This window comes from Leifsonia naganoensis (assembly GCF_013410615.1).
Taxonomy (GTDB): domain Bacteria; phylum Actinomycetota; class Actinomycetes; order Actinomycetales; family Microbacteriaceae; genus Leifsonia; species Leifsonia aquatica.
This window is the reverse complement of record NZ_JACCHJ010000001.1, coordinates 1,926,753-1,947,915: the sequence shown is the minus strand read 5'-3', so window position 1 is coordinate 1,947,915 and position 21,163 is coordinate 1,926,753. Positions and strand designations below refer to the sequence as shown.

Genomic DNA, 21,163 nt, shown 5'->3' with positions numbered 1-21,163 from the left:
AGGTCGGTCCGCTACTGCGAGAGGACCGAGGTGATCTCCTTGTTGTCGGCGTCGACCGAGTTGCCGTCGCCCAGCACCGCGTTGCGGATGAGGGTCAGCCACGGGCTGTTCGGTGCGTTGAACGCCTCCTGGAAGTTGAGCGAGAACGGGGTCTCGCCCTTGCCGGCGACCTCGTTGATCGTCACCAGGCGCGGGTCCTTCTCCGAGTACTGGTTCGTGGCGAGGTCGGAGCGGGAGACGACGTCGTTGTCCTTGGCCAGCACGCCGACCTGGGCGTCCTCCGACATCATCCAGTTGAGGAAGTTCCACGCCTGGGCGGACTTCTTGGAGTCCTTCGAGATGCCGATGCCGTCACCGCCGACGAAGGTGGAGCCGCCGCCCTTGGGGCCGGGGATGCCCGCCACGCCGACGTCGAACGTCGTCGACGAGAGCAGGGTGGCCGGGTACATCATGACGCCGACCTTGCCCTCGGTGAACGCCGCGGTCCACGTGGGACCGGTCTCGTCCTTGGAGGCCGGGAGCACGGCGCCCGCCTTCCACATGTCCTGCCAGGTGCTGTAGACGCCCTTGGCGGTGTCGCTGTCGAGGAGGGACTTCGTGCCTTCGTCGTTCATGACCTGCTGGCCATCGGCCCACACGCTCGGGAACCAGGTGAAGACGAGGCAGCCGCCGCAGGCGAGGCCCGTCGCGGTGCCGTAGGTGTCTGGCTTGTTCAGGGCCTGGACCTTCTTGGCGGCGTCGGCGTACTCCTCGAGGTTGGCCGGGGCTTTCTCGGGGTCGAGACCGGCCTCCTTGAACAGCTCCTTGTTCCAGAACATCATCGAGAGGTCGAGGACGAACGGGAGCACGTGCTCCTTGCCGTCGGCGGTGCCCGCCTTGAGGTGGCCCTTGTTGATGCTGTCCTTGTAGCTGAGGCCGTCGATCTGGGAGCTGATGTCCTGGAAGAGGCCTTGCTTGACCCAGTTGGGCACGTAGACGATGTCGGCGGCGAAGAGGTCGGGCAGTCCGCCCGAACCGGCTGCTGCGCCCACCTTCGCCACGTAGTCGTCGTTGGGGACGACCGTCAGCTCGACCTGGTTCTTGTGGCTGTCGTTGTAGGCCTCGACCAGGAGCTTTGCCTGCTTCTCCAGGGGTGCGCGGGTCCAGAGCGTGATCTTGGATCCGTCGTCGGTGCCGTCTTTGCTGATGGACTGGGGCGCGGATGATCCGCCCCCGCCCGAACAGGCGGCCAGCGTGATCGCCAGCGCGCCGGCGACGGCTACGGCCGCCAGGCGTCGCGTGCGACGAGTGAATACTGTCATTGCATCTCCTCGGTGCTCTTCATTGAGTCGGTGCTCATCGTTGAGAGTGGTGCGGGTAACGTCATCGGCTGGTGAAATTCCCGAAACGGGTTTCGGAATGTGGTGGACAGTCAACCGCGAAGTCCGCTTGTCTGTCAAGCAGAACTTGGGTGTATGGTTTCGAAACGACCGAAAACCTCGGAAAACACGACCGACGCATCGAACGAACAGGGGGCGCGATGGCCGACGGCAGCACCGGCACGGGCCGCGCGGCGACGCTCGGCGACGTGGCACGCCTGGCGGGCGTCTCGATCGCCACCGCCTCCAAAGCCATCAACGGCCGCGACGAGGTCGCCCAGCGCACCCGCGCCCGCGTGCTGGCCGTCGCCGAGGAGGTGGGGTTCACCCCCAACGCGCTGGCGCAGAGCCTCACCGCCGGACGCACCGGCACCGTCGGGCTGCTGACGAGCGACCTCGAGGGCCGCTTCGTCATCCCGATCCTCATGGGCGCGGAGGACGCGTTCGGCGCCGGCCAGGTCAACGTGTTCCTGTGCGACGCACGCGGCGACGCCATCCGCGAGCAGTACCACCTGAAAGCCCTGCTGAACCGGCGGGTGGACGGGATCATCGTCGTGGGGCGTCAGACCGACCCGCGGCCCTCGCTCGGCCACGAGCTCCCCGTCCCGGTCGTCTACGCGTACTCCCCCTCCGACGACCCCGCCGACCACTCGCTCACCCCCGACAACCGCGTCGGCGGCCGGATGGCCGTGGAGCACCTCGTGACCTGCGGGCGCTCCCGCATCGTCCACATCACGGGCGACCCCACCTATGCGGCCGCCCAGGACCGCGCCATCGGCTTCCGCGAGGCCATGGCCGACGCCGGTCTGCAGTCGCCGGCCGAGCCGATGTTCGCCAGCTGGACGGAGAGCTGGGGCCGCGACGCCGCGACCCTGCTCTTCCGCCGCCACCCCGACATCGACGGCGTCGTCTGCGGGTCGGACCAGATCGCCCGCGGCGTGATCGACGCCCTGCGCGACCACGGCCGCAGTGTGCCGGACGACGTCGCCGTCATCGGCTACGACAACTGGCAGGTGCTCGCCACCAACTCCCGGCCCGAGCTCACCAGCGTCGACAACAATCTCGAAGAGCTCGGCCGGCTCGCCGCCCGCCGCCTGTTCGACGCGATCGACGGCCGCGGCCTCGAGCCCGGGACAGAGAAGCTGCCGGTGCGGCTCGTGATCCGCGGGTCGACCATCCCGCACCTGTAGCGACTGGGGCGCGTGGCTAGCGGAGGAGATCTGGCCACGGTGCGCGGCGTGTCGCAGGGAACGGAGGAGATCAGGGGCCGCCGGGCCGTGGTCGCCCTCCGTTCGCCACAGCCACGAAGGCGGCCGGCGAGTAGCCTGGGCGCGTGAGCGCGCCCGACGATGACCAGATCCCCACCGCCGAGGAGGCGCGCGCCGAGGTGCGGCGGCGGTTCGACGACCGCGCACCGACCTACGACGAGAGCGCGATGCACCGGGGGCTGGCAGACGCCGTCGCGGAGTTCGTGCTGGCGGGGGATGCGGGCGGCGGCCCGGGCGACGTGCTCGACGTGGCCACGGGCACCGGTCTCGTGCTGCGTGGCCTGCGCGAGCGCGGCGCGCACGGCCGCATGATCGGCGTCGACCTGGCGCCCCGGATGCTGGAGGTGGCGCGCACCCACCTGCCGGAGGCTGAGCTCGTCGAGGCAGATGCCGCCTCCCTCCCCCTCCCGGACGACTGCGTCGACCTCGTCACCTGCGTGACCGGCCTGCAGCTGTTCACCGACGCGCCGGCCGCGATCCGCGAGTGGGCGCGCGTGCTGCGGCCGGGAGGCCGGGTGGTGACGGCGACATTCGTCGCGTTCGATCCCACCCGCCATCGCGCCGCGCCGCCGAGCGCGATGCTGCACCACGAGCCGTTCCGCACGCCGGAAGTGCTGGACGAGACGTTCGCGCCGGTCGGGCTGCGTGTCGCCCGCCACGACCGGTGGGCCGACGGGGCCGACGACCTGCTGATCGCCGAGCTGACCTCCGGCCCGACCACCGGCGGCGACTCCGCTGCGGAGCGGCCCGCGCCCCTACACTGACCCCATGTCATCCGGCCCGGTCATCCACCCGTCCGCCTCGGTCGCCGAGACCGCGACCGTGACAGGCGACGTCACCCTCGGACCGGGCGCGCGCGTGCTCGCCGGCGCGGTCGTCGACGGGACGCGCGGCCCCGTCACGATCGGCGAGGACTCGCTCGTGATGGAGCACGCCGTGCTGCGCGGGCGGCCGGGCCATCCCCTCCTCGTCGGCGACGCCGTGCTCATCGGCCCGCACACCAACCTCACCGGCGCGCGCATCGAGGACGAGGCCTTCATCGCGACGGGCTCGTGCGTCTTCGCCGGCGCGGTGGTCGGCGCGCGCTCGGAACTGCGCATCCACGCGGTGCTGCACGCCGGCTCCGTGCTGCCGCCGGACTCGGTCGTCCCGATCGGCTGGATCGCCGCAGGGAGCCCGGCTCAGCTCTTCTCGCCCGACCGGCACGACGAGCTGTGGGAGGTGCAGAGCACCCTCGACTTCCCCGGTCTCATGTACGGGGTGCCGCGCGGCACATCCATGCGCGAGATCATGCGGCGCCAGAGTGCGGCGTACGGAGAGCCCGCCGGCGGATGACCAGCGGCACCGCGATCCACAGCACCACGACGACCGCGAATACCGCCACCGCGGCGACGATGCCCGCGCCCGGCGTGAGCAGGAAGTCGACGATGAACATCACGATCCCGGTGAAGAGCAGGGATGCGGCCGCGAGGCACACGATCAGCAGCCGGCTGCCGTAGGCGACGAGCTCCTCCTTCAGCCGGTGGTGGAAGAGGAGGCGGTGCAGGGCGACCGGCGCGAGGGCCAGCAGGGTGATGGCCACGGCGAGCAGGACCAGCACGAGGTAGACGCCGACGTCGAACGGCGGCAGCTCGCGGAAGCGCTGCTGGAACGGCAGCGTGAGCAGGAACGCTGCGACGATCTGCGTGCCGGTCTGGAAGACGCGGAACTCCTGGAGGAGCTCGTTCCAGTTGCGGTCGGCGCGCTGGCTCGCGGTCTCGAGTCGTCCGTCATCGGGATCGACGTCGCGGTCGTCGGTCGCGCGGGGTTCGTCCATGAGACGAGCATCCGTGGGTTCCACGCGCGGGTCAAGGGCGTCGACGGGGCGGAGGCGGGCTCAGGCCGTCGGCTCGGGCTCCGGTTCGGGGGCGGGGGCGACGTGCAGGGCGTCCTGGCGGAAGCCGGCGGTCGCCTCCTCGTACGTGGTGTGCTTGCGGGCCGGATGCGACTCGGCCGGCGGCGGCACGTCGGTCTTGCTCAGCGCGTGCAGCACGAGCTGCTCGACGAGGCCGGCCGCCGTCGTGTCCCGATGGCGCGCGATGCGTACGAGGGCCGCGTACTCCCGCTCGCCCAGGCGGAAGGTCAGCGGGATTCCTGCAGGCGCACGACCGGGGCCGTGCGCGGAGGCCGGCTGGGCCGCCTCGCTACCTTGAGAATCCTTCATATCCCCAGGATCGCACGAAACGGCTGATTTGCACCCGTTTTCGATCCAGAACTGTATCGACGTGAGAGCGCGATCATCCGAACCGTCCGTTGACGTAGTCGAACGTTCGCGGGTCGAGAGGATTCGAGAACATCGCCTCCGTGTCGCCGTGCTCGACGATCGCGCCGGGCTTGCCGCCCGCGGCGAGGAAGAACGCGCAGCTGCTGGAGACCCGCTGGGCCTGCTGCATGTTGTGGGTGACGATCACGATGGTGACCTCGGAGACGAGCTCCAGCATGGTCTCCTCGATGACGCGGGTGGAGGTGGGGTCGAGCGCCGAGCACGGCTCGTCCATCAGCAGCACGCGCGGCTTCACCGCGAGCGAGCGCGCGATGCACAGGCGCTGCTGCTGGCCGCCGGAGAGGCCGCCGCCGGGCGAGCGCAGCCGATCCTTGACCTCCTTCCAGAGACCCGCCTTCGTCAGGCAGGACTCGACCAGCTCGTCCTTCTGGTCGCGGCTCACGCGGGTGCCGGTGAGCTTGAGGCCGGCGACGACGTTGTCGTAGATTGACATCGCGGGGAAGGGGTTGGGCTTCTGGAACACCATCCCGATCGACTTGCGGGCGTCGACGAGGCGCTTGCGTGGGTCGTAGATGTCGTCGCCGTCGAGCAGCACCTCGCCCGCGAGGGAGGCGCTCGGGATGAGCTCGTGCATGCGGTTCAGGATGCGCAGGAAGGTCGACTTGCCGCAGCCGGACGGCCCGATGAGCGCCGTGATCTCGCCGGCCTCCATGGTCAGCGAGACCCGGTCGAGCACCTGGTGGTCGCCGAACCAGGCGGTGATGCCGCGCGCCTCGAGGGCGGCGAGCTCGCCGGGGAGGGGCGCGAGCAGCGGGAGCGGTGCGGTCTGGTCCGGGAGGCCGCCGGGCGCGGGGAGGACGGCCGTGCGGTCGAGGGGGGCGAAGAGCTCGGACATGGGTTCTCTCTCAGAGCAGGTTGGGCAGGAGGCGGGAGACCTGGTCGGCGGCGATGACGCCCGCCGCGACCAGGATGGGGGCGAACACGATCCAGGTGCGCTGGGCGCCGAACCGGTCGAGGGCGCGCGTGCCGATGAGCAGCGCGGCGACCAGCGCCTGCAGCGCGAACACGAGCAGCCATGCCGTGCTCGGATCGCTCGCGAGCTCGCGGTCGGCGAGGGGGAGGGTGTTGGCGGTGGTCTGACGTAGTCCGCGGTCCTTGGCCGGGGTGACGAGCTCCGCATCCACGCGCACGACGCCGGCCGGCACGTATGGGAGGCCGCGCGCGGTCTCGAGCGTCATGCGCGCCTGGGTGCCGCGCAGCGCGGGGAGGTCGGGGTCGCCGGCGTAGCGGACGCCGATCACCCGGTAGACGCTCTTGCCCTGGCCGGTGACCACGTTGATCGTCGCGCCGGGAGCGAGCTCCTGGATGCGCGAGAACGGGCCGCCGTAGGCCGCGGCCCGGCCGAGGATCACGCTGGTGCCGGGCTGGCCGGGCAGCACCGTGTCGCGGCGGTGGCCCGGGCCGTCCGCGGTCACGCCGGACGACGAGCCCTCGAGCACGTACTCCGACACGGCTATGGAGGGGATCGAGATCTTCGCGACCGGGGCGCCGTCGGAGACGAGCACGTCGTCGGTCGTGCCCTCGCTGACCGGCGCGGTCGCCGCGGCGAGCTGCTCCCGGAAGGTGTCGCCGGCGATCTGCTGGCCGATCAGGTGGTGCAGGTGGCTGATCAGGAGCATGTTCGCGGCGAAGGCGATGAGCAGCGTCGCGCCGAGGGCGACCATCCCGCGCACGAGCCGCTGCCGCGGGGTCTGCACGACCGGCTCGCGTGGGGGCGCGGGCGGACGACGAGGCGGTTTCGGGGGCTTCGGTGGCTTCGGGGGTGTCGGCGGTTTCTGCCCGTGGACGGTCCGGCTCATACCCGCACCGCCGCGACGGCGACCGGGACCGAGACGGACGCGCGGAGGGCGAGCAGGATGGCGAGCGCGGTGGCGGCCAGCACGGCCCCCACGCTCCCGAGCCACGGGAACGCGAACACCGTCGCCTCGCGCAGCGCAGGCTTCGTCGCGATGCCGTCGATGGTCGCCGGCGGGGTGAACTTCGCGTGCGCCGTGACGACGGCCCACTGGCCGACTCCCGTCAGCGTGCGGCTGTACGTGATGGTGGAGCCGGGCTTGAGGTTCGTGACCGCGGCCTCGCCGGAGTCGTCGAGCGGGTTGCCGAACGGGCCGGTCAGCCAGACGCGGACGGTCGACGACCAGGTGGAGGCGGACCCGTTGTGGACCGAGAACGAGACGACGATCTTCCCCGCGCCCGGGTTCAGGGACGGGACGAACTTCGCGTTCAGGCCGCCGATATTGAACGGGCCGTTGTCGACGACGACGGCCGGTGCGGGGGTGGCGCCGGGAGCCGCGACGTCGCTCGGCGGCGCGTCGGTGGGGGCGGTCGTGTCGGGGTAGCCCGAGCCGCCGGTGCCGGTCGAGCCGGTCCCGCCGGTCCCGCCGGCCGGGGCGTCGCCGGTGGACGGGATGTCGATCGAGATCCCGATGCCGCCGTCGTCGGCCGCGGCCGCGCCCGCGCCGGCCAGCAGCATCCCGAGGCCGAGCACGACGGCGGCGGCGAGGGTGCGAGCGGTGCGTCTCATCGGCCGGAGTCCTCGCCCGGAGCGGTGGAGGCGGTGACCGGCTCCGCCTCGACGGAGCCGGCGCCGTCCTGCTCTTCGCGCGCCTTCCGGCGGGCCTCCTCCTCGGTGTACGCGATCCACGCCTCGGCGCGCTTGCCGTCGCTGCGGCGGCGCCAGCGGCGGAACAGGAAGAAGCCGGCGACGAGGGCGGCGAGCACGAGGATCCACCACGGCACGGCCGCGATCACGGTGTCGCGGGAGACGAGCGCGAGCGGACCCGGGTTGAGGGCGTCCTTCTCGACGGCCGGCTGCAGCTGCACGTACGGGTTGAGGTAACCGACCTGCGCGGTGCCGGGCACCACGACGGTGAGGGTGCGGGTGCTTCCCGGGAGCAGCTCCGGCAGGTCCTGGCGCACCGCGGTGCCGGCGGGGATGCCGAAGAGCGCCTTCGCGCCGACGAGCATCGTGGCGCCCAGGGCGACGTTGCCGCTGTTGCGCACGGTGAAAGTGACGGCGGTGGAGCCGGCGAACGGGTTCCACTCGGCCTGGTAGTCGGCGGAGACGTTGGCGATCGTCAGCGCGGGCTGCAGATCGCCGGGCACGCGGACGTAGAGGCGCGTGGCGACACGGCGGTCGACGAGGATCTGCCCGTCGCCCTTCTGGCTGGAGACGACGATGCCGCCGGCGTGGTCGCCGGGGCCGGCATCGGCCGGCACGGTGAGGGTGAACGGCACGGTGCGCTGCTCACCGGGAGCGAGCGCGAAGGCCTCGCTCGGCTGCGAGCCGTCGAAGAGTACCCAGGTGCCCGCCGCGGTCGGCTTCTTCGCCGTGTCGAGGAGGGCGAACTCCCCCTCGTCGGTGTTGAAGGCGTCGGTGGCGAACAGCGTGACGTTCTGCGGCGTGGTGCCGGTGTTGCGGACGACGTACTCGTCCTCGAGGTGCTGACCGGGCTGGAGCTGGTAGCTGAGCCGCGTGCGGTCGTCGCCGGGTCCGGCGGAGATGCTGTCGACGTCGTCGGCGAAGGCCGGCCCGACGCCGAGGAGTGCGGCCGCGAGGGCGGCGAGCAGGGCGGCCACGGCGCGGACGGGCCGCAGCGGCAGGGTCTGTGTGGAGGGCACGCTACATTGATCCGAATCCGGGTGGCCGGGGTGTGTCGCCGGCGTTAACTGGGTGAAAACAGGACTGTCGGGGCGGGAACGGGCAGGAGGGGCCGCCACTCGACGGCCCCTCCCGATTCCCACGGCTACTTCGAGACGAGCGTCAGCGTCATCGTCGAGGCGTAGGTACCCGCCGGGGTGCCGGACGGGGCGACGAGCTTCAGGTCTGCACTGAGGCTGGTCGCACCGGTTCCGGTGCCGGCGGGGGCGGACGCGAAACCGCTGAACGCGGTCGCGTCTCCGGCGACGTGCTCGGTCCCCGCGACCACGCCTCCCGGGTTCGTGGCGATCGTCGGCTTCACGCCGAGCTGCTTCGCGTCGATGGTCTTCGACGAGTCCGCGCCGTTGACGAAGTTCGCCGTGCTGGCCGTGAGGTTCCAGCCCGGCTTGCTGACGACGCGCTGGTCATCGACCGTGAACGCCGGCAGGGTGCCCGTGGAGGTCGACAGACCGTTCACGAGGCTGGCCGTGCCGAGGGTCGCCTTGGCGCCCGAGGGGACGACGAGGCTCAGGGTGCCGTCCTGCGCGGCGACGGTGGTCGCCTCGAGGGCGATGTCGCCCGTCTGAGCCGGGTTGCCCGGGTTGGTGGGCGTCTCGCTCTGCGCGTCGAACGTGTACGCGCCGGTGCCCGCGGTGATGTGCGCCGTGAAGTACCAGACGCCGCTCGCCGCGAGGTTCACGCCGTTGTCCTTGAGGCAGGCGAAGCCGATCGAGTAGTTGCCGCCGTTGGCCTTGATCTGCGCGATCGCGCCGAGCTGGCCCTGCGGGCGCGTGTTCGGGCCGATCACGGTCTTGCCCGGGTTGAGGGGCAGGAGCGACGAGTACGCCTTGTACGCGGTGGGCTGACGCTCTCCGCCCGGGTCGGTCCAGAACGTGCGGTAGCCGGTGGCGTCGGCCGAGCACTGGAACGCCGCGTACGGGTCGGAGGTGACCGGCGTGAGCGAGATGTCGTCCAACCACTGGATCGTGGATCCGTTGGCGGAGAAGTCTCCCGCGTCGTTGTTGAACAGGTACGCCGGGCCGTCGGAGCCGTTCGCCTGCGTGGCGGCGAGGGCCGGGGCGGCGGCCACGGCGACCAGCGTCGCGGTGGCGGCCATCGTCGCGGCGACGATGGCGATCTTGGATGTCTTCATGATCGTCCTTTTCTCAGTTCGGGTCTGGACTAGGAGGAGAGGTTCGCGCGCTGCGGCGTGGTGCTCGACGGGGCGAGGAAGCCGAACTTCGACTTCACCGCGCCGGACGTCCCGGCGAGGGTGCCGAAGTTCGTCAGGCTCTTCGCCTTAGAGGGATCGACGAGCGCCGCGAGGGCGGCGTCGTAGGTCGCGCTCGCGGAGTCGATGCGCGCGTATTCGACGACGACGAACGTGTCACGGCCCCAGGTGGAGTTGTTGTAGTAGGCCGCGTTCGGGACGAGCGCGTTGCCGGTGCCGGTGAACGGAGCGGTGGCTCCGAGCGCACTGCCGAGTGTGGACGAGCCGGTGCGGTTCTGCGCCGCGCCGTTCTTCTGGGCGACCCAGCTGGCGACCGAGAACGGGATGATCTGGCCGGGCTGGGTGAGGACGCTACCGTCGTTCTCGGCGAGCGTGCTGTCGTTGACGCACGAGCCGAGGGTGCTGACGCCGATCGCCGACAGGAAGAACTTGCGGGTGCCCGAGGCCGACTGCGGCAGCACCGGCTTGACGGCGACGCCGTTGACGGTGGTCAGGGTGCAGTTGTAGATCTGGGTGAGCTGAGCGGTGGTGAGCTGCTCGAGGCCCGCGGCGGTGCCCGGGGCGATCGCGAACGAGACGGCATCGCGGCCGAATGGCACGTAGGCGAGCGGACCGGTGGGGTTGGCCGCGGCACCGGGACCGGAGGAGGAACGGGCGATGTCGACCTGGCCGCTGATCGCCGTGGCCGGAGTGGTGTTGCCGGAGACGGAGAAGTTGGCTCCGTCGATGGAACGGCTGAGGGCCTTCACGCCGTCGCCGGAGCCGGCCGGACGGGCGAAGTAGGGGCCGTTGGGCTTGGTCTGGATGGCGGCCGAGCCGAACGCGTCGTAGGAGGCGATGGTGCCGTTGTCGGCGACCGACCGCACGAACGGACCGGTGAGCTGGGTGCCGTTCGCCAGCGCGTTGCTGACGTCCTGCAGGGTGTCCGAGCCGGCCAGCACGTAGCTGCTCGACACGGGGTCGGCGTTCGCCGGGGTGGCGAGCACGAGACCGGCGACGGCGGTGCCGACGACAGCGCAGAGAGCCGCAGCCTTCTTGATCTTCACTCTGGTTCCTTTCGGGTTGGGCGCGGACCGGTCGGAACGCGCTCGTCGGGTCGATGCCGACCCGGGCTCTGGTGCCGTCACGGGAACCGCCGGAGGCGGGCGATGACGGGGACGGCGCCGGCCGCGGCGAGACCGCCGAGCAGGCCGCCGGGGAGGACGGCGGCGAGGGCTCCGGTGTCCGGGTCCTTCGCGGTCTTGTCTCCGGTGAGGCTTCCGGCCGCGCTGCCGAGAGCCTGGGGAGCGGTCGGGGCCGAGGCGGTGTCGATCGTCGCGCCGGTCGAGGCGTCCGCACCGTAGCCTCCCGTGCTCCCGCTGTCGCCGAAGGAGCCGTCGCCCTCGCCGTCGGAGGGCGAGTCCAGCGTCGCGCCCGACTGGATGGCGGCGGCGGCGGCGATCGCCTGTGTCTTCCACGCGGCGGGGATGGGCGCGTAGCCGGGAGGCAGCTGGCCGGCCTCGACGCCGGGCGCCTGCCCGGTGGTGGCGGCGTAGCGGATGAAGGCGGCGTAGTCGGCGCGGGTGGCCGCATCCCCACGGGCCGGGTTCGTCGCGGCGTACACCGGCATGGTCAACGGGTAGGCGTCGGCGGCGGACTTCGCGACGGTGCCGGCCGGGTCGTACTCGACGACCTGCGGCTGGCCCGCGACCGGCGTCATGGCGGTGGCGGCCGCGGTCAGGCTCTGGGTCGACGGGGTGACGTAGGCACCGGCCGGGTTGCGGAGCGCGGCGGTGACGACCTGGTACTTCGCGGCCGAGCTCGTGTCGGTGAGGGCGAGGACCTTCTGGTAGCCGGGGAGGCTGCGCGGCGTCTTGGCGTACTTCGCCGGGGATGAGGTCGGATCCCACTGGCCCAGCACCTGTCCGTCGCCGCGCAGGGTGAGGTAGGCGGACTGGTCGAGATCGTTCGTGTAGGGGCGCCACGTCACGAGGTTGACCTCCGCCGCGCCGTTGATCACCGGCTGCACGACCGGGTCGGCCTTGGGGAAGTCCTCGCGCGGCAGCTCGAGGGCGGCGCCGGACGGGTTGATCGCCGCATCGGTCGCCGAGGTCGGGTTGACCTTCATGCCCCAGGGGTCGGCCTGCCCGGCGAGGAAGGCCTTCGCGTCGGGGTCGGCGAGCACGTAGCGCCACAGCTGCATGGCCGCGTCGGAGCGACCCTGCGGCACGAGGAGGTCGGCGACCGAGGGCGCGACGATCGCCTGGAACTTCCAGTCCGGGATGTCCGCGTTCACGTCGAGGAAGTCCGGGTCGAGCAGGAGGTTGCGCGCGTTCGCACCGAGGTGGCCCTTGTCCGCATACGTCGGGAGCGAGTCGAGGTACGACGCGGTCAGCAGCTTGGCGATCAGCCGCGGCGTGAGCTTGAGCGAGTCGAACGACAGCCCCGCCTTCAGCAGCTGATCTGCCGGAGTGCCGTCGGCGGCAGACGGCGCCCGGTCGACCGCGAAGGCGATCGCCAAGCCTCCCACAGCGACGGGGGCGTAGCGGAGGTCGTCTTCCGTGCCGCCGAGCGCCCGCGACGTGAGGGCCAGTGGCGCCGAGTCCGCGCCGTTCGCCGCCTGGACGGCGTCCGACTCCGCGCTGTTGCTCATCGTGTAGATGGCTCCGCCCTGCGAGTTGCACAGCACCGGCTGCCAGGAGGCGACGGCGCCGGCGACGAGCTCGCTCCCGCGCAGCTGGCGCTCGGCCGCGCCGATGTTGCACGAGACGCCGAGCGGCTTGAAGGTCAGCTTGAACGCGATGTTGTGCTTCCACGCGTCCCAGCGCAGGCCCGACTGGGTGATGTGCGGCTCGCCCGAGTCGGCGGTCCCCCGCGGGATGACGACGAGCCAGCACGTCTGCGGCGTGGTGGTGCTGCCGCTCTTCACGGGGGTTCCGCAGCCGAGGCCGTTCGCCTGCAGCGCGGTCTGCACTTCGAAGCGCACCGATCCCGCGCCGTTCGACGCCGAACCGGCCCACGGCACCTCGTTGGACTGGCTCGGGTTGAAGAACTGGTTGACGTTGACGTTCGTGTCGGTCTGCTTGCCGTCGACGATCGAGGCGACCGTCGTGCCGTCGACGCTCGTGAACGGGATGGACGTGTAGCCGGGCGTGAACGGTCCGCGGCGCGGCAGCGAGAACTTCTCGTCCTGCGTCGCGACGGTGTCGTCGGTGACGTAGCCGTCGCGGGTGGCTCCCGCGGTGTTGAACGCCCCGTACTGGCAGGTCGTGCGGTCGGGGTGACCCGGGTTGTCCGGGTCCTCGCCCCAGCACTGCGCGAGCTGCAGGAAGTTCTCGCCGCCGTTGCCGCCGCTCGGCGGGGTGGAGAGCGTGCCGCCCGTCCATGACACGGTGACGCCCTGCGAGATGAGGTCGGTGGTCTGGGAGACGGTGACCGCGAGATCGGGGAAGGGCGCGTTCTTCGCGTCCTTGTCCTGCTGCGCGGCCGTGGCGGTGACGGCGGTGGAGTCCGCGGCGCGCGCCGATCCCGCTCCGGCTCCGCCCACTCCCGCGAACACGGCGGTGGCCGCGATGCCCACGAGGGCGCCGAAGACGAGGGCTCGCGCGATCGTTCCGCGAGGCCGCACGCGACCGCTCGATTCCATGTCTCTCCCGGGGTTTCTCCGGCCGAACCTGCCTCGACCGGGCGCCAAGCTATGGGCGGTTCGTGACATCCCGATGAACGATCCGGGAACGGGCTGACGACGGGAGCTTGTCCAGCGGAGTTCGCCCCGGGTCGCGCCGGGGGGCGCCCGTGGGCATGTGGAAACAGCCCGTCGAGACGTGAGTCGTTGCGGGTGTCCGGGGGCGGACACCCGCACCTACTCACGTCTCGCGGGCTGTGGGGGTGGGGGAGGGGATGGGGGAGGGGCTACTCGGTGGTGCCCCGGGAGCGGCGGAGGCGGCCGAAGAGGAGGGGCGGGAGCACGATGGCGAGCACGAGCAGGCCCGCGGCGATGAGCATCACGGTCTGCTGGCCTCCCCAGCCGTCGTCCGCCAGCGCGAACGGCGTCGCACGCGCGGCGTTCGCACTGGCGAGCTGGGTGTCGTCGGTCGTGCCGGTCGACCCATCGGTGGCGGCCGCACCGGCGTCGGTCGTCCCCGCGCCGGCACCGGCACCTCCGGCTCCCGCCCCGCCGCCGGCCTCGGCGGACGAGCCGCCCTTGCCGCCGCCCGTGGTCGCCGTCGGGGTGTTGCGCGCGCCAGCGGTGCCGGTGGTGCACTGGTCCGGGCCCTGCTTGTCGCAGGCGGCCGGCTGGGGCGCGGTGGCCGCCAGCTGGTTGCTCGAGGGCGAGTCGCCCGGCTTGAACGTGGGGTTGTTGCACTTGTTGAGGTCGACGCCGCTCACGTCGGCGCCGGGGATGCGCTTGATCTGGGCGAAGCCGGCCTGCACGAGGTTCATGGGCAACGGCGAGTAGCCGAGGGTCGCCGCCTGTTGCTGGCCCTCGCAGAGCATGTAGTTCGAGAACGCCCCGAGCGTCTTGCCCTTCTCGGCCGTGAAGATGCCCGCCACCTGGGTGGGCACGATCATGTACGAGTAGCTCGACAGCGGGTAGGTGCGCGGGTCGGCGCCGTTGTAGACGCCGTCGAGGATCTGCGTGAGGTAGTCGGGCGAGGAGGCGTTGTCGTTGATCGCCGCCTTCATCAGGGCGACGGCGACGGAGGGCGCGGTCGGCTCGATGTAGTAGCCGGCGGCGTTCAGCACCTTCGCGACGGGGAAGCCCGACTTCAGAGCGTAGGAGTACTCGACGTAGGTGATCGCGCCCTCGCCGTAGGACTGGCTGACGTATCCCGCGACGCCGAGCGAGCCGCTCTGCGCCTTGAAGTTGCCGTACGACGGGTATTGGGAGGTCAGTCCGCAGGGGTTCGGGCGGCCGACCTTGCTGCAGAACGAGTTCCACAGCGCGGAGTGCTGCTTCGACATCCACAGGGTGAACTGAGCCGTGGAGCCGGAGCCGTCGGAGCGGACCACGGGCACGATCGCCTTGTCCGGCATCGCGAGGCCCGGGTTGTCCTTGGCGATCTGCGGGTCCTTCCAGTTGGTGATGACGCCGGTGAAGATCTTCGTGATCGTGTCACCGCTCAGCCGGAGGTTCGTGACCCGCTTGCCGCCGATCTTGAGGTTGTACATGAACGACGTGCCACCGGCGACGATCGGCATGTACGCGAAGCCGGAGGTCGGCTTCTCGGGCGCCGAGCCGTCTTCGGGCGTCGACTGGAACGGGATCTCGCTCACCGCGAAGTCGACCGTCTGCGCGATGAAGTCCCGACGGCCGGCGGAGGAGCCGGTGCCGGAGTAGTTGACGGTCATGCTGTAGTTCGTGGCGACGTTGCGGCGCCACTGGTCGAGCGCGTTCTGCGACCAGGTGGAGCCGGTGCCGGTAATCGGCGCCCAGTTCGCGGCCTGCGCCGACTGAGCCGTCTGCGGGGCGAGCGGCGCGGCGACGGCGAGCACGGCGGCGGCCGCGGCCAGCGCGATCCGCAGGATGCGTCGGGGGGATCGGGGCATCACGGCGTGGGGTCCTTCTGGTCGGTGGAGAGGGAGGTCGGGCTGGGGCTCGGAGCCACTGCGGCGGCCTCGATGCGCATCAGGTCGCGGTGGCTGGCCTCGGCGGTCCGGCGCCTGCTGCCGGCGGACTGCTGTCCCGGCGCCTTGCCGCCGAGCACGCGCGCGGCGAAGAAGAGCGCCAGCACGAGCAGGATCAGCACGACGGCGGTGCCGAAGCCGCGGGCGATCATGTTCGGCTCCGGGCTCTTGACGAAGTCGAAGACCTGCAGCGGCAGGGAGATCATCGGGCCGCTGAACGGGTTGAGATTCATCACGGCCGTGACACCGCTGGTGAGCAGCACGGGCGAGGTCTCGCCGATCCCGCGGGCGGTGCCCAGGATGACGGCGGTCACGAGACCCGAGCGCGCGGTCGGCAGCACGACGTGCCAGACGGTGCGCCAGCGGGTCGAGCCCAGCGCGTACGACGCCTCGCGCAGGTTTCCCGCGACCAGCCGCAGCACGACGTCGGAGGCGCGGATGACGATCGGCAGCATCATCACGGTGATGGCGAGGGAGGCGGCGAAGCCCGAGCGCTGATGCGTCACGAACGTGATGATCGCCGAGTAGACGAACAGCCCGGCGACGATCGAGGGCAGCGCGGTCATGGCGTCGGCGATGGTGCGGACGAAGCGGGCGAACCTCCCGCCGATCTCGTTGAGGAAGACCGCGGTCGCGACGCCGAGCGGCACGGTGATCGCGAGCGCGATGGCGATCTGGATGAGCGTGCCCACGATCGCGTGGAGGATGCCACCCTTCGAGAGCGGATCGAGCGGGCCGGCGAACTCCATCGTCTGACCGAAGAAGTTGACATGCGTGACGGCGGAGGCGCCGCGGACGAAGGCGAAGACGAACACGAAGACCAGGGAGGCGAACAGCACGAGCCCCGAGCTCACGAAGAGCACGGTCATCACGCGGTCGGCGACGGTCTGGCGGTTGGAGCGCAGCGAGACCAGCAGGGCGTAGATGCCGATGAAGGAGAGGAAGGCGACGACGGCCCAGCCGACCTCGCCGGTGAGCGGCGCGAACCAGCCGAAGAGCAGGAGCGCCAGCGCCATCCCGGCGACGAGCGCGCCCCACAGGTTGAACCGGTCCTCGGAGGTGGTCTGGCTGAGGTCGCGGCGCGGACCGATCTCGCCGCGATCCTCGGGCGGGAGGCTGGTGTGGCCGTCGGCGACGGGTGCAACAGGCTGCTCCGGACGCTCGGCGGGCGGGGCGACGACCGTGATGTCGTCCACCAGCAGGGTGGGCGCGTTCCAGTTCTCGGTGGTGGTCATGGGGTCCCGGCCGTCAGTTGGTCTGGGCGCCCGAGCGCGAGCGGGCGACGATGGAGGAGGCGGTGAAGTTGACGACGAGCGTCATGAGGAACAGCACCAGGCCGGCGGCCATGAGCGCCGAGAGGCCGAACGAGCTCGCCTCGCCGTAACGGTTGGCGATGAGCGCCGAGACCGAGTTGGAACCGGTCTTGAGCACCTGCAGGTTGATCGTGAACACCGGCGAGATGATCAGATAGACGGCGATCGTCTCGCCGAGTGCGCGACCGAGGCCGAGCATCGTGCCGCCGATGATGCCACCGCGCCCGAAGGGCAGCACGACCGAGCGGATCATCCCCCACCGGGTCGACCCGAGTGCGTACGCTCCCTCGCGCTCGCCGGCCGGCGCCTGCGAGAACGCCTCGCGCATGACCGAGGTCTGGGTGGGCACGACCATGAGCGCGACGACCAGCCCGGCGATGAATGCGGACGACGTGAACGCGCTCGCCTCGGTGAGCGCGTGGCCGCTGCCGTCGGTGACGGCGAAGACGGGGATCCAGCCGAAGTGCCCCGAGATCCAGCGGGCGACGGGGATGATGTTCTCCTGCAGGAAGAACAGGCCGAAGAGGCCGTAGACCACGCTCGGCACGGCGGCCATCAGGTCCACGAGGCTGATCAGCGCGGTCTTGACCCGCGGCGGCACGATCTCGGAGATCAGGAGGGAGGTGCCGAGGGCGAGGGGGACGGAGACGCACATCGCGATGATCGCGATCGTGACGGTGCCGCTCAGCACTGCGGCGATCCCGAACTTCTGCGTCTCGGGCGACCACTGCTGCTCGGTGAGGAACGAGAACCCGGTGACGCTCAGCGCATCCCCGGCGCGCACGGCCAGGAAGAAGCCGACGGCGAGCATGATGCCGACGGTCGTCGCGCCGGCGCCGTAGCTGACGGTGCGGAAGACGGAGTCGGAGCGCGACGGGCGCGAGGCCAGCGAGCGGGGTCGCTGGCGCGTGCCCGGCTCGGGCGGGACGGTCAGGGTGTGCTGTGACATTCGGGTTCCTCGGATCGGCGTGCGCCTCGGCACAGCGTGCTCAGAGCGGGTGAACGCCCGGAGACGCGGGGGTGAAGGGGCTGCAACCGTGCACGGATGGGGGTCATGGCGCGGGCGGCCGGGTGGGCTGCGGCGTCGTGGTGGGGGCGGGTGTCGGGGTCGTGGTGGGCTGTGCGGGGAGGCGGCTGACGACGACCGTGACGGTCTCGCCGAGCGCGATCACCGTGCCCGCGCCGGGCTCGCTGCCCAGCACGGTGCGGTCCGGGACAGTGGAGTCGACGACCGACCGCTCGACGACCGCGAAGCCGGCCGCCGAGAGGGTCGCGCCGGCGGCGAGCATGGTCTGGCCGTGAAGTTCGGGGACGGCGTTGCGGCCCGACGCGACGACGAGAGCGACAGCCGTCCCTGGCGCCGCGGGGACGCCCGACGCCGGCTGGGTCTGCAGCACGGTCCCCGCCGCCGCGATGCCGTCACGGGAGGTGACGGACCCGGCGGTCAGGCCCGCGGCTGCGAGTCGGGCCGCCGCATCGGCACGCGAGAGACCGGCGAGCTCCGGGATGGGCACGTCCTGTGGAACGGTCTCCGCGGGAGCGACGGTCGGCTTCGCCGTGGGCGTCGCGGAGACGACCGGTGGGGCCGCGGACGGTACGGCCACCATGGTCGGCGGTGCCGTCGGCGCGGCGTTGGCGGCGACCAGCCAGATCGTCGCCGCCACCGCGACAGCTCCGGCCGTGACGGCGAGGGCGGTGCGGCCGGGACGGGCAGCGGGTGCGGCGGCGGGTCGTGCCGCTCCGGTCGGCGCGGGAAGGGGACGCGGCGCGGCGGCAGGCTCGGCGCGTCTCGCCGGCGGTCGCACCGTGGGAGCCGGGGTCGCGGACCCGCGCTCGGGCGTGCGGCGCCCGCGCGGGATGACGGTGGTCGCCGCCTCCCGATCGACCAGCACCCCGCCCGGACCGATGAACACGGAGGACGCGGTGGGCACGGTGGACGCGACCGGAACCGTGGTCCGCAGCAGAGCGGTCCCCGTGTCGAGCACGGAGGTCCCACCAGAGCCGAGCGCGGGAGGAGCCGACTCCCCCAGCACCGCCCGCACCGCCGCAGCCATCGCCGCGGCGCTCGCGTAGCGGGCCTCCGGCTGCTTCATCAGACCGCGCACCACGATCTCGTCCGCGGCCTGCGGGATGCGCGAGTCCAGCGCCGACGGCACCGGCGGCGGCGCGGACACGTGCGCCGCCATGGTCTGCGCGGCCGTCGCACGCGGGAATGGCGGACGCCCGGTCAGCGCGAAGTGCAGGAGGCCGGCCGCCTGGTAGAGGTCACCGCGTTCGTCGACGGGCGCGCCGAGGGCTTGCTCAGGCGAGAGGTAGTTGACGCTCCCGATCACACCGCCGTCGGAGTCGCTCGCTGCACCGTTGCCGATGCCGCCGCCTCCCGAGCGCAGCACGTCGCCGCCGACCGCCGCCCGCCCCGGCGCGTCCGCGAGACCGAAGTCGAGCAGGCAGACCGCGCCGTCGTCGGCGACGACCACGTTGCCCGGGGCGACATCGCGGTGCACCAGCCCCGCCGCGTGCACCGCGGCGAGCGCGTCGAGCAGCCGGGCCGCGAGCGCGAGGGCCGCCCCGGGATCGAGCGGGCCGTCGGCCTCGACGAGCCGCGCGAGGGTGCGTCCCGGGGCGCGGGCGGTCGCGATCCAGGCGCGCGGCTCACCGCCTCCCTCGTCCACGCCGTGGCCGAGCACCGCGGGGACCCCGGGATGGTCGACCCGCGCCGCCGCGGCCGCTTCGGCGAAGAAGGCGTCCCGTTCGGCGGCCGTGCCCGAGAGACGGGGGTGCAGCACCTTGACGGCGACGGTCTCGCCGGTCGTGGTGTCGCGGGCGCTGTAGACGGAGGCCGTCGCGCCGCTGCCGAGCAGTCCGTCGAGCTCGAACCGGCCGGCGAACGCGCTCATCGGCCACCCGCACCGCGCGCGCTCGCAGCGGCGGCATTCGCGGCGGCCGCGACGGCGTCGACGTAGGAGTCGAGGTGGTTGTAGGCGAAGATCGCGTCGCGCCAGGAGGCGGGCTGCGAGAGGTCGCCGGAGGAGCAGAGGTAGCGCCCGGCGGCGAGAGCAGCGTCGTCGAGCTGCTGCGGGTCGGCGACGCCGTCTCCGGATCCGTCGGCTCCCCACTGCTCCCAGGTCGACGGGAGGAACTGGAACGGCCCGACCGCGCGATCCCATCGTGGGTCGCCGTCGACCCGTCCGCCATCGGTGTCGTCGATCGCGTCGTAGTCGGTGCCGTCGAGGCGGGGCCCGAGGATGGGCGGCAGCACGGTGCCGTCCGGCTGCGGCGCCGAGCCTCCGATCGTGCCGTGGTGCGACTCCACCGCGCCCAGGCCGGCGAGCGTCGACCAGCCGAGGCGGCATCCCGGGTCCTCCGCGGCGATCGCGGTGGCCGCACCGGCATAGGCCAGCACGGCCCGCTCGGGGATGCCCGTGCGGCGCGCGACATCGGCGGCCCAGGTGCGGGAGACGCGGGCGGCGTTACCGGCGGCGAGTGGGCCGTCAGCCGGGGCCGTGGTGGCGGGCGCGCCGAGCCCCGTCGAGTCGGCAGGTGCACCCTCGGGCATCGTCTCCCCCACGGGCACGACATCGGAGGGCGGCACGCTCCATCCCCGGGGCGCCGGGGCCGAGCTGAGCGCGCACACGCCCACGACGACCGCGATCGCGGCAGCCCCGGCGACGAGCAGCAGCCTCCGCATCACCACACGACGTCGTCGGCGACCGCGCCGGTGCGCCGTGGCGGCTCGAGGCGGCGCACGGTGTCCTCGATCTCGGCCTCCCGCAGCGCGTCGATCGCGGCGAAGGCGGCCGTCGTCCCGGATGCGGCGGCGCCGTACCAGCGACCGCAGGTGATGACGGGCTGGCGGCCGTGCGAGAGGTACCAGCCGTGCATCCCGGTGCGCTCGCCGCTCACGGTCGTCAGCCGGAGCTCATCCACACCGGCACGCAGGGCGATAACGTGGGCGCGCGCGCTGGCGTAGGAGGTGTATGCGCGGGCGCTGCGGCCCAGCTCGCGGTTGTTGGAGGCCAGGATGCGCCACACCCCGCAGGCGCCGTCCGCGACGACGGGATGCGCCATCGGCGTCCGGCGCACGACGCTCGTCGCGGCCGGGGTGCCCGGGCGCGAGACCGCGATCGAGCCGGTGCGACGGGCCGCGCCTTCGACGGTCTGGAGAAACCGCGTCCAGGCCAGGAACATCGGGTCGGCGCTGGAACGGAACGTGGAGAAAACGATGCGCGGCGAAGCGGACATGGCTGTGCCTTCGGGAGAGGGGACGGGGCCGGCACGCGGGGTCTCGTGCCTCTGGTGGGCGACCGTCACGCATACGGTGATGCCCACCCATGAAGGCGCGGCGACGGGAAGGTGAAGGAGGGGTGTACGAGGTGCCCCCAGTCTGTGGGGATTCTCACCGGTCCACGCCGTGTCTCCCAGC

Annotated in this window: 19 protein-coding genes; 3 read left to right on the top strand and 16 right to left on the bottom strand. The window is 72.0% G+C overall.

Features of this window, described 5'->3' with window-relative positions; translation table 11 throughout:
- Positions 1 to 11: 11 nt before the first annotated feature.
- A complete protein-coding gene (locus HNR14_RS09485) occupies positions 12 to 1,301 on the bottom strand; it encodes an ABC transporter substrate-binding protein (RefSeq protein WP_179700834.1) in 1,290 nt (429 codons plus the stop codon).
- A 218-nt stretch (positions 1,302 to 1,519) separates the two neighbouring features.
- On the opposite strand from HNR14_RS09485, the gene HNR14_RS09480 reads away from it, so the two are divergent.
- The 3 genes from HNR14_RS09480 (at position 1,520) to HNR14_RS09470 (ending at position 3,961) form a co-directional block, all read left to right on the top strand.
- Positions 1,520 to 2,548, top strand: coding sequence for a LacI family DNA-binding transcriptional regulator (locus HNR14_RS09480; protein WP_021763510.1), 1,029 nt, complete (start codon positions 1,520 to 1,522; stop codon positions 2,546 to 2,548).
- A 143-nt stretch (positions 2,549 to 2,691) separates the two neighbouring features.
- Positions 2,692 to 3,390: a methyltransferase domain-containing protein gene (locus tag HNR14_RS09475; protein ID WP_179700833.1), complete on the top strand. Its 699-nt coding sequence runs from the start codon at positions 2,692 to 2,694 to the stop codon at positions 3,388 to 3,390.
- A gap of 4 nt (positions 3,391 to 3,394) precedes the next feature.
- Positions 3,395 to 3,961 carry a gamma carbonic anhydrase family protein gene (locus tag HNR14_RS09470; protein ID WP_179700832.1) on the top strand — a complete coding sequence of 189 codons (567 nt, stop codon included), beginning with the start codon at positions 3,395 to 3,397 and terminating at the stop codon, positions 3,959 to 3,961.
- Here the strand turns inward: HNR14_RS09470 and HNR14_RS09465 are convergent.
- The 15 genes from HNR14_RS09465 to HNR14_RS09395 all read right to left on the bottom strand — a co-directional run bounded on the left by HNR14_RS09465 (position 3,915) and on the right by HNR14_RS09395 (position 20,982).
- Entirely contained in the window at positions 3,915 to 4,442 is a 528-nt protein-coding gene (locus HNR14_RS09465) for a DUF6328 family protein (protein WP_179700831.1), read from the bottom strand. The genes HNR14_RS09470 and HNR14_RS09465 overlap by 47 nt on opposite strands.
- 60 nt (positions 4,443 to 4,502) lie before the next feature.
- Positions 4,503 to 4,829 (bottom strand): hypothetical protein, encoded by a 327-nt coding sequence (locus HNR14_RS09460; protein WP_021763514.1) that lies wholly within the window; start codon positions 4,827 to 4,829, stop codon positions 4,503 to 4,505.
- Between the two features lie 73 nt (positions 4,830 to 4,902).
- Entirely contained in the window at positions 4,903 to 5,784 is an 882-nt protein-coding gene (locus tag HNR14_RS09455; protein WP_179700830.1) for a phosphate ABC transporter ATP-binding protein, read from the bottom strand.
- 10 nt (positions 5,785 to 5,794) lie between these two features.
- Positions 5,795 to 6,646: a sortase gene (locus HNR14_RS09450; protein ID WP_343064448.1), complete on the bottom strand. Its 852-nt coding sequence runs from the start codon at positions 6,644 to 6,646 to the stop codon at positions 5,795 to 5,797.
- 98 nt (positions 6,647 to 6,744) lie between these two features.
- Positions 6,745 to 7,473: a hypothetical protein gene (locus HNR14_RS09445; RefSeq protein WP_179700829.1), complete on the bottom strand. Its 729-nt coding sequence runs from the start codon at positions 7,471 to 7,473 to the stop codon at positions 6,745 to 6,747.
- Positions 7,470 to 8,570, bottom strand: a complete 1,101-nt coding sequence (locus HNR14_RS09440) for a WxL protein peptidoglycan domain-containing protein (protein ID WP_179700828.1) — start codon at positions 8,568 to 8,570, stop codon at positions 7,470 to 7,472. The genes HNR14_RS09445 and HNR14_RS09440 overlap by 4 nt, the downstream gene beginning before the upstream one ends.
- A 125-nt stretch (positions 8,571 to 8,695) precedes the next feature.
- A complete protein-coding gene (locus tag HNR14_RS09435; RefSeq protein WP_179700827.1) occupies positions 8,696 to 9,742 on the bottom strand; it encodes a hypothetical protein in 1,047 nt (348 codons plus the stop codon).
- Positions 9,743 to 9,771: 29 nt separating this feature from the next.
- Positions 9,772 to 10,866, bottom strand: a complete 1,095-nt coding sequence (locus tag HNR14_RS09430) for a type 2 periplasmic-binding domain-containing protein (protein WP_179700826.1) — start codon at positions 10,864 to 10,866, stop codon at positions 9,772 to 9,774.
- A gap of 77 nt (positions 10,867 to 10,943) precedes the next feature.
- Positions 10,944 to 13,427 (bottom strand): hypothetical protein, encoded by a 2,484-nt coding sequence (locus HNR14_RS09425; protein ID WP_179700825.1) that lies wholly within the window; start codon positions 13,425 to 13,427, stop codon positions 10,944 to 10,946.
- Between the two features lie 284 nt (positions 13,428 to 13,711).
- Positions 13,712 to 15,349 (bottom strand): phosphate ABC transporter substrate-binding protein PstS, encoded by a 1,638-nt coding sequence (gene pstS / locus HNR14_RS09420; RefSeq protein ID WP_179700824.1) that lies wholly within the window; start codon positions 15,347 to 15,349, stop codon positions 13,712 to 13,714.
- Complete coding sequence (gene pstA, locus HNR14_RS09415) at positions 15,349 to 16,662, bottom strand: phosphate ABC transporter permease PstA (RefSeq protein ID WP_179700823.1); 1,314 nt, start codon at positions 16,660 to 16,662, stop codon at positions 15,349 to 15,351. Before pstA ends, pstS begins: the two co-directional genes overlap by 1 nt.
- A gap of 13 nt (positions 16,663 to 16,675) precedes the next feature.
- Positions 16,676 to 17,689 (bottom strand): phosphate ABC transporter permease subunit PstC, encoded by a 1,014-nt coding sequence (gene pstC, locus HNR14_RS09410; protein ID WP_021762235.1) that lies wholly within the window; start codon positions 17,687 to 17,689, stop codon positions 16,676 to 16,678.
- A gap of 103 nt (positions 17,690 to 17,792) precedes the next feature.
- Positions 17,793 to 19,637: a serine/threonine-protein kinase gene (locus tag HNR14_RS21170; RefSeq protein ID WP_179700822.1), complete on the bottom strand. Its 1,845-nt coding sequence runs from the start codon at positions 19,635 to 19,637 to the stop codon at positions 17,793 to 17,795.
- Positions 19,634 to 20,428 carry a lytic transglycosylase domain-containing protein gene (locus HNR14_RS09400; RefSeq protein ID WP_179702606.1) on the bottom strand — a complete coding sequence of 265 codons (795 nt, stop codon included), beginning with the start codon at positions 20,426 to 20,428 and terminating at the stop codon, positions 19,634 to 19,636. Before HNR14_RS09400 ends, HNR14_RS21170 begins: the two co-directional genes overlap by 4 nt.
- Positions 20,428 to 20,982: a hypothetical protein gene (locus HNR14_RS09395; RefSeq protein ID WP_179700821.1), complete on the bottom strand. Its 555-nt coding sequence runs from the start codon at positions 20,980 to 20,982 to the stop codon at positions 20,428 to 20,430. Before HNR14_RS09395 ends, HNR14_RS09400 begins: the two co-directional genes overlap by 1 nt.
- Positions 20,983 to 21,163: the final 181 nt, after the last annotated feature.